Origin of the sequence: Vibrio sp. 10N.286.46.A8, from assembly GCF_041470165.1 — a bacterium.
GTDB lineage: Bacteria > Pseudomonadota > Gammaproteobacteria > Enterobacterales > Vibrionaceae > Vibrio > Vibrio tasmaniensis_A.
In genome coordinates, this window is record NZ_JBFRLX010000213.1 from 1 (window position 1) to 7,647 (window position 7,647).

Sequence of the window (7,647 nt, forward strand, 5' to 3'; positions counted from 1 at the left end):
ATCAACACGCCCTAATTTTTACTCGATTAAGTTAACTAGAGTGAATCGAACCAATGCACGTAATCCGCCTAGCCCCCTTCCCTTTTGTCTGCTTATCATTACCGATTACTTTTTGCTCGATTTATCAATTGCTCAATGTTTGCATCAAAAAGATCACAAGAGTTGGGAATAGTGAACGACGAAGTCCGATCTTCTTTTAATTGCATTCGAGTACAACTCTACGAATAAATGAACGGTAACGTCGCTTAGATAGCCTTCACTCATTGTTTTAGTATCTTGTAGCACGTTATTTCAATATAGACTTAGAACGTGATACAGCTAAGTTTAAGCGCTAACATTTAATATAGGGACGAAGTTTAGTTGAAGTAAGCTGCCGCATATATAGAACCAACCAAAGCTAAAGTTCAAATAGCAGGCACAAAAAAGCCGAGCATTAAGCTCGGCTTTTAAATTCACTATTTAAGCTATTCACCTATAAGCACTTGGCTTGTAAGTTTCACTTAAACTAAAGGTTGATTAACCTTCGTTGCGCTCTGGACGACGACCGCGGTTGCCGCCATTGCCTGCTGCGTTGCCATGGCCACGTTCGCCACGGTGGTTACCACGGTGATCGCCACCACGGTTACGGTCAAAGCGACGTTCGCCATCACGACCACCAGCAGAGTTACCATCACGTGCGCCGTCACGGTTGCCACGGTAGCCACCACGACCGCCATTGCCACCTTCACGGTTACCACCTTCGCGATTACCGCCTTCACGGTTACCACGGTAGCCGCCACCATCACGACCGCCACGACCGCCGCCACGGTTGCCATCACGACCGCCGCCGCCACGACGAGGCTCACGGAAGTCATTGAAATCAACAACTACAGCGCCAGCTTCTTTTTGACGAATGCGAAGTTTGCTTAGCTTACCAGCAGTTTCAGAGTTCATTGCTTTTGGCAGTTGAACGTAAGTAGAACCTTGGTCTAGCTTGATAGCACCGATAGAACCTTTAGTTAGGCCTAGTTCGTTTGCTAGTGCGCCAACGATGTCTTTAACCTGAACGCCTTGCTCACGGCCAACTTGTAGTTGGTACGTATCCCAATCTTGAGTATTGAAGTTACGACCACCACCGTCACGGCCATTGTCACGATCTTCACGACGCTCTTTGCGACGGTTCTTATCACGCTCAATAGCAGCGATCATTGGGTCTTCGCCAACGTAGAATAGAGGGCTCTTACCTTGCTGACGCTTAAGAAGCATTGCAGCTAGAGTAGCAGCATCAACTTCTAGAGATTCTTGTAGTGTAGAGATTAAACCTGCGAAGTTTTCTAGAGCTTTGCTCTCTTTCTCAGTTTCAAGCTCAGCACCAAGCTTAGCAACACGTGCAGCAGCAACTTCGTCACGTTGTGGAAGTTGGATTTCTTCCATTTGAGACTTAGTTACGCGCTCGATAGTGCGAAGCATACGAATTTGGTTAGTACGAACTAGTAGGATCGCTTTACCTTTACGTCCAGCACGACCAGTACGGCCAATACGGTGGATGTAAGATTCAACATCAAATGGGATGTCGTAGTTGAATACGTGAGTGATACGTGGAACATCAAGACCACGTGCTACAACGTCAGTTGCAACTAGGATATCGATAACACCTTGTTTGATGTGATCAACAGTGCGCTCACGTAGAGACTGAGGAATATCACCGTGCAGTGCAGCAGCTTTGAAGCCACGTGCAGATAGCCAATCAGCTAGACGCTCAGTGTCTTGACGAGTACGTACGAATACGATTGACGCGTCAGTTTCTTCAGTTTCAAGAAGACGAGACATTGCTTCGTCTTTTTCTACGCCTTTAACAACCCAGTAGTTCTGCGCTACTTTGTCAACTGTGTGGTTAGTACCAGCAACATCAACTTTAGCCGGGTTACGTAGGTAACGGTCAACAATAGTTTTAACCATTGGAGGCATAGTCGCAGAGAAAAGTACACGTTGTGCAGATTCTGGAGCTTGCTCTAGGATCCAAGTAACGTCATCTACGAAACCCATTTTTAGCATTTCATCTGCTTCATCAAGAACAAATGTGTGCGCTTCATCTAGGTGTAGACGGTCACGAGTTAGTAAGTCTTTAACACGACCTGGAGTACCAACAACAATGTGAGCACCGCGGCTTAGAGCGCGCATTTGGTCAACAATTGAAGCGCCACCGTAGATTTCAAGAACTTTAAGACCTTTGATATCACGGCCTAGGTTTTTGATTTCCGCAGCAACTTGAATCGCTAGCTCACGAGTAGGAGCCATGATGATTGCTTGTGGTTTATGTTGGTTCAGGTTGATTTTGTTAAGTAAAGGCAGAGAGAATGCTGCTGTTTTACCAGTACCAGTCTGTGCTTTACCTAGTGCGTCACGGCCTTCAAGAAGAAGAGGAATAGCTGCTGCTTGGATTGGAGTCGGAGAAACGAAACCCATGCTATCAAGAGCTGAAAGAATGTTTTCGTTTAGGGCTAATTCATTAAATTGAATTACAGATTCGGACATTGGGATCCCACTATATATAAGTAAACAAAAGGTCCCGGGAGCTCTATCAATTCCAATACTGATCCAATCAGATACTGATTCCATTCAGAGTTACGAAGCAGTAATAAAACACTTCAAGCCATTAGGGACGTCTAAGGGAGGCGGATTATTCCTTAAATGCATAAAAAAAGCCAGAAAAAATTGAAATACATCACATATTTTTCGGTTTTACATCAACACTGGCTATCATATCGTCAAAACTTGATGAATATCTCGTCACAGCACCAAACTTCTAGCAAATTGACCTAGTTAAATAAGAGGGCAATTAATTTACGCTCACTTCGCCTTTAAGTAGTAATCAAGCCTCGCAATGATTATAGTGTGCTCAATTGTCCTCGATAGATAAAAGTCAAATGTTTCAAGATAATCCTCTACTCGCTCAACTCAAACAGCAAATCCAAGAAACCCTCCCTAAAAAGGAAGGTACGATCAAAGCCACTGAAAAAGGGTTTGGTTTTCTCGAAGTCGATAGCAAAACTAGCTTCTTCATCCCACCGCCGTACATGAAAAAATGTGTGCACGGTGACAAGGTGATTGCCATCATTCGCACAGAGAAAGAGCGCGAAGTCGCAGAGCCAGAGGAATTGATTGAACAGGGTCTTACTCGCTTTATTGCACGAGTTAAGCTTTTCAAAGGTCGATTGAACGTTGTTCCAGATCACCCGCAACTGAAAAAACTGCAGCTTAAAGCGAAAGCAAAGAAGGGTTTGAACCCTGAAACGCTTAAAGAAGGCGACTGGGTTGTTGCTCATATCGTTCAGCACCCGTTAAAAGGTGACAACGGCTTCTTGGCTCAGATCTCTGAGAAAATCACAGACGCTGACGACAAAATCGCGCCTTGGTGGGTAACGCTAGCGCAAAATGACCTACCAAACAGCGAACCTGAAGGCATCGACGACTGGCAGATCAAAGACGACGCTGATCTTGAACGTATCGACATGACTCACGTCCCTTTTGTGACTATCGATGGCGAAAGCACAAAAGATATGGACGATGCGCTTTACGCTAAGAAGAAAGAGAACGGTGATTTTGAACTGACTATCGCAATTGCTGATCCTACCGCTTACATCTCTCCAGATGATGAAATGGATAAAGTGGCTCGCGAGCGTGGTTTCACTATTTACCTGCCTGGTCGTAACATCCCAATGTTGCCTCGCGATCTAGCTGACAACTTATGTTCACTCATAGAGAACGAAGTTCGCCCGGCACTTTGCTGCACAGTAACGGTATCTAAAGATGGCGTTATCGGTGATGACATTAACTTCTTCGCTGCAAACATCAAATCTCACGCTCGTCTTGCTTACGACCACGTATCAGACTGGCTAGAAACAGGTGCATCAGAGAAATGGCAACCGTCAGAAGAGATTGCTGCGATTGTTTCTGACCTTCACCAATTTGCTCAAGCACGTTCAGCGTGGCGCTCAGCCAATGCGGTTGTGTTCCCAGATCGTCCTGACTACCGCTTTGAACTTAGCGAAGACAACGATGTTGTCGCTATCCACGCGGACATGCGTCGTAGCGCAAACAAGTTGGTTGAAGAGTCTATGATCAGCGCGAACATCTGTGCAGGTCGAGTATTAAAAGAAAGCTTTAACCAAGGTGTCTTTAACTGTCACTCTGGTTTTAAAGCTGAGAAATTAACAGACGTTCTGGAGTTGGTTAACCCAGAAGCAGAGACGCCGTTTACAGAAGAGCAGATCGTTTCTCTGGAAGGTTTTGCTACTCTGCGTCGTTGGTTAGGTTCTTTAGACAACAGCTACTACGACAACCGTATTCGTAAATTCCAAGCATACAGCGAGATCAGCAATGAACCTGCGCCGCACTACGCAATGGGATTAGACATTTACGCAACTTGGACTTCTCCAATTCGTAAATACGGTGACATGATTAACCACCGCATGCTTAAAGCACACATCCTAGGTAAAGCGCCAATTCAAACACCAGACGAAACCATTGGTGATGAACTTGCCCTGCACCGCCGTCACCACGGTATGGCTGAACGTAACGTTGGCGATTGGTTGTATGCTCGTACTCTAGCGAACGCTCCAGTTGAAGAAACTCGTTTCCAAGCAGAGATTTTCGATATTAACCGCGCAGGTATGCGTGTACGCCTACTTGACAATGGTGCAGCGGCGTTTATCCCTGGCTCTCTCATTCTTGATAATAAAGAGAGAATAGAGTGCAACGGTGATATGGGTACTGTATCTATCGATAAAGAAATGGTATACAAACTGGGAGACGTTTTAGAAGTAGTTCTCTCAGAAGTTAATCAGGAAAACCGTAACTTGGTAGCAAAACCTACACAAGTTTTTGCGGACTTGCCTAGCGAGCCTGAAACAACAAATGAAACCGAAGCCTAATTTCTAATAGGTTTACTTCTAAAGGCGCTAATTATTAGCGCCTTTTTTGTAAATGTCTCATGCTTAAACAATACTTAAAAAAGCAATTAATCTACAACGCCAAAGAAGTTCACTATGCCATCAATCACGGTCACTCAATTCAGAAACTTTATTCCCAGGAAACGCGAACGCTACCCCGCCTCTAAAAACGGTATTTTTATGGTATCGAAAGGAAGCATATCTTTTATGCTGCCCAATGGCACTCAAGCCTCGTTAAAAGCTGGAGATTTCACGCTTTACAATTCTGGTCAGATTAAAGACATCACGGTCGACACTGAAAATGGTGAGTTTAGTGCGATTTGCTTAGATTTTGATTTGGCAATTTTCCAAAAGTTCATAAATCAGTTCAGTGATTTAGAATCCACTCAAACTCCAGATAAGTACATTAAGTTCAATCAAACGGATACCGAAATATGCCAATTGAAAGAGCTCATCATGTCTCTGGCCAATTCATCGACTCAGAATGATTACGCACTCACCCAACTAGGCTTAGGTTTACTGTCTTTAATGGTTGAGCAGTATCCGGAACTATTAGCGATTATTAGCCGGATCTCTAGATTGACGGTGACACAAAAGGTCATCCATTACATTGAACAGAATATAGAAAATAATATCTCACTCGATACCCTAGCCAGCTATATGGGGATGTCACCAGCCACACTTAAACGCCGTTTATCGGCGGAAGACCTTTCGTTTTCAAACCTCTTAAAGATAAAGCGAATCGCCCACGCAGCCACACAACTCAGAACATCGAACAAATCGATTACTCAAATTGCTTATGAATCCGGGTTTAAAAGTGCGGCGCATTTTAGTACCGCCTTTAAAACCTATCACGGCAAAACACCAAAAGATTTCCGGTCTTTGGTTTCACAATCTTATTAATACCAATCGTAGTAAATCACTGATCACTTACTCACTGTGATTGGTAACTACGCAATCTTATTGGCATAATTTGAAGTGACATCCATCATTTATAGTGATGCGGATAGTTTTAGTAACATAGATCGTTTTACTGACGCAGATAAGCTTTACTAACATAGACCGTTTTTAGTGACGCAGATAGGTTGCAATGATGTGAGTTTAAAAAAGTTGTTCGTTTTAGGTATCAAGCCCCTCGCAAACATCTCGACAGAATAATCACGACCAGAAGTACGATTTAGGGTCTTTTTCTATTTCAGACAAAATAGCATCAAGATCCTTCGATTGAGGTAGGTAAGGATAAGGCCCCCAATTTACTGAATCGGTTTCTACATCACCTTCTAGCGGCACCATTACCAACCAACATGATAGTGACTCATCAAAACTAACGCAGGCGATCTCATTTGTGTAATCGCTATGAGATGAGTCGAGCAGATAATGAGCCTGAGAAAACAGCACACCACCCTCACACTCTTCATAAAGGGATTTGCCTAGCTCGACAGGTAAACTGCGATTTCGAGATGTACAGAGCTTCTCAGCTCCAATTAAAAGACGATTCAGTTCGATATGAATGACGGACATAACACCCCTTGTAATTTCATAGAAACTCCATAGAAACTCTATAGAAACTTCTAAGTAGTGAATTCCTTTGTTTAGCTTAGGACTCAACCAACATTTTAGCGAACTAGCGCAAACAAAATACCCGTCCTGCTCCCAGAAACGAATCCTGCTTTTGTAAACCTAACTCGCTTTCACTCATCAAGCTAATAGCGACACATTGAGCGGATAGAATTTCACAAAATTGTCATATAACCGACCTATCATAGCCGGCAAATGTTATTAACTAGGAGTTGTTTATGTTACGAGTCGCGCTTGCCTCTCTTTTATCCTTAGCCCTGTCTTCTCACGCTGCTTTTGCACAAGAAACCAATATTTCGGGCTCCACTTCCGTATCACGTGTGATGGATGTATTGGCTGAGGAGTACAACAAGACTCACCCTGATAACTATATTGCGGTTCAAGGCATCGGTTCTACAGCGGGTATTACCATGGTCAATAAAGGTGTCGCTGATATTGGTATGAGCTCACGTTACTTAACTGACCGCGAACAGGGCGAAAAATTGAAGGTATTTCCAATTGCCTTTGACGGCCTAGCCGTCGTGACTAACCGTTCAAACGGTGTAAGCAACGTTACACGTGAACAGCTATTCGATATCTACAAAGGAAATATCACAAACTGGAAAGCCATAGGTGGTGCGGATCAACCTATCGCAGTTGTAACTCGTGAAGCTTCTTCTGGTTCACGTTACAGCTTCGAGAGCTTACTTGGTTTGACAAAAATCATTAACGACCGTCTAGTGTCTGACATCAACCCAAATAACTTGGTTGTAAACAGTAACAGCATGGTAAAAACGATTGTTAACCATAACCCACATGCGATTGGATTCATCTCTGTTGGCTCTATCGACCGTTCGATCAAAGCAATCACATTTGAAGGCGTTGAGCCGACATCTAAGAACATCGCCAACCACAGTTATGAATTGGCTCGCCCATTCTTATTGCTGCACAAAACTGAATCAGTTTCTGACGAGAGCAAAGATTTCATTAAGTTCGTGAAGTCAAAACAAGGGCAAGATCTTATCGAAGAGTACGGCTACACGCGTATCAAGTAAGATAACGACTTTTGTGATGTTGTTAGGATGCTGATGATATCGCCTTGATAGAAAAAAATAAAAAGAGAGAGCCTTAAGCTCTCTCTTTTTTGAATCTATAATCT

5 protein-coding genes are annotated in these 7,647 nt (G+C 43.6%); 3 read left to right on the top strand and 2 right to left on the bottom strand.

What is annotated here, in order from left to right:
* Positions 1-516 precede the first annotated feature (516 nt).
* A complete protein-coding gene (locus tag AB4232_RS18985) occupies positions 517-2,598 on the bottom strand; it encodes a DEAD/DEAH box helicase (protein ID WP_032554996.1) in 2,082 nt (693 codons plus the stop codon).
* Positions 2,599-2,906: 308 nt separating this feature from the next.
* On the opposite strand from AB4232_RS18985, the gene rnb reads away from it, so the two are divergent.
* Positions 2,907-4,913: an exoribonuclease II gene (rnb, locus tag AB4232_RS18990; protein ID WP_372087758.1), complete on the top strand. Its 2,007-nt coding sequence runs from the start codon at positions 2,907-2,909 to the stop codon at positions 4,911-4,913.
* 114 nt (positions 4,914-5,027) lie between these two features.
* On the top strand, positions 5,028-5,834 hold the full coding sequence (locus AB4232_RS18995) for an AraC family transcriptional regulator (protein WP_017099793.1): 807 nt from the start codon (positions 5,028-5,030) through the stop codon (positions 5,832-5,834).
* Positions 5,835-6,089: 255 nt separating this feature from the next.
* On the opposite strand, the gene AB4232_RS19000 is transcribed toward AB4232_RS18995, so the two are convergent.
* A complete protein-coding gene (locus tag AB4232_RS19000) occupies positions 6,090-6,452 on the bottom strand; it encodes a DUF3024 domain-containing protein (RefSeq protein ID WP_012600988.1) in 363 nt (120 codons plus the stop codon).
* Between the two features lie 275 nt (positions 6,453-6,727).
* Between AB4232_RS19000 and AB4232_RS19005 the strand changes: the two genes are divergently transcribed.
* Positions 6,728-7,543, top strand: coding sequence for a phosphate ABC transporter substrate-binding protein (locus AB4232_RS19005; RefSeq protein WP_372087759.1), 816 nt, complete (start codon positions 6,728-6,730; stop codon positions 7,541-7,543).
* Positions 7,544-7,647 lie beyond the last annotated feature (104 nt).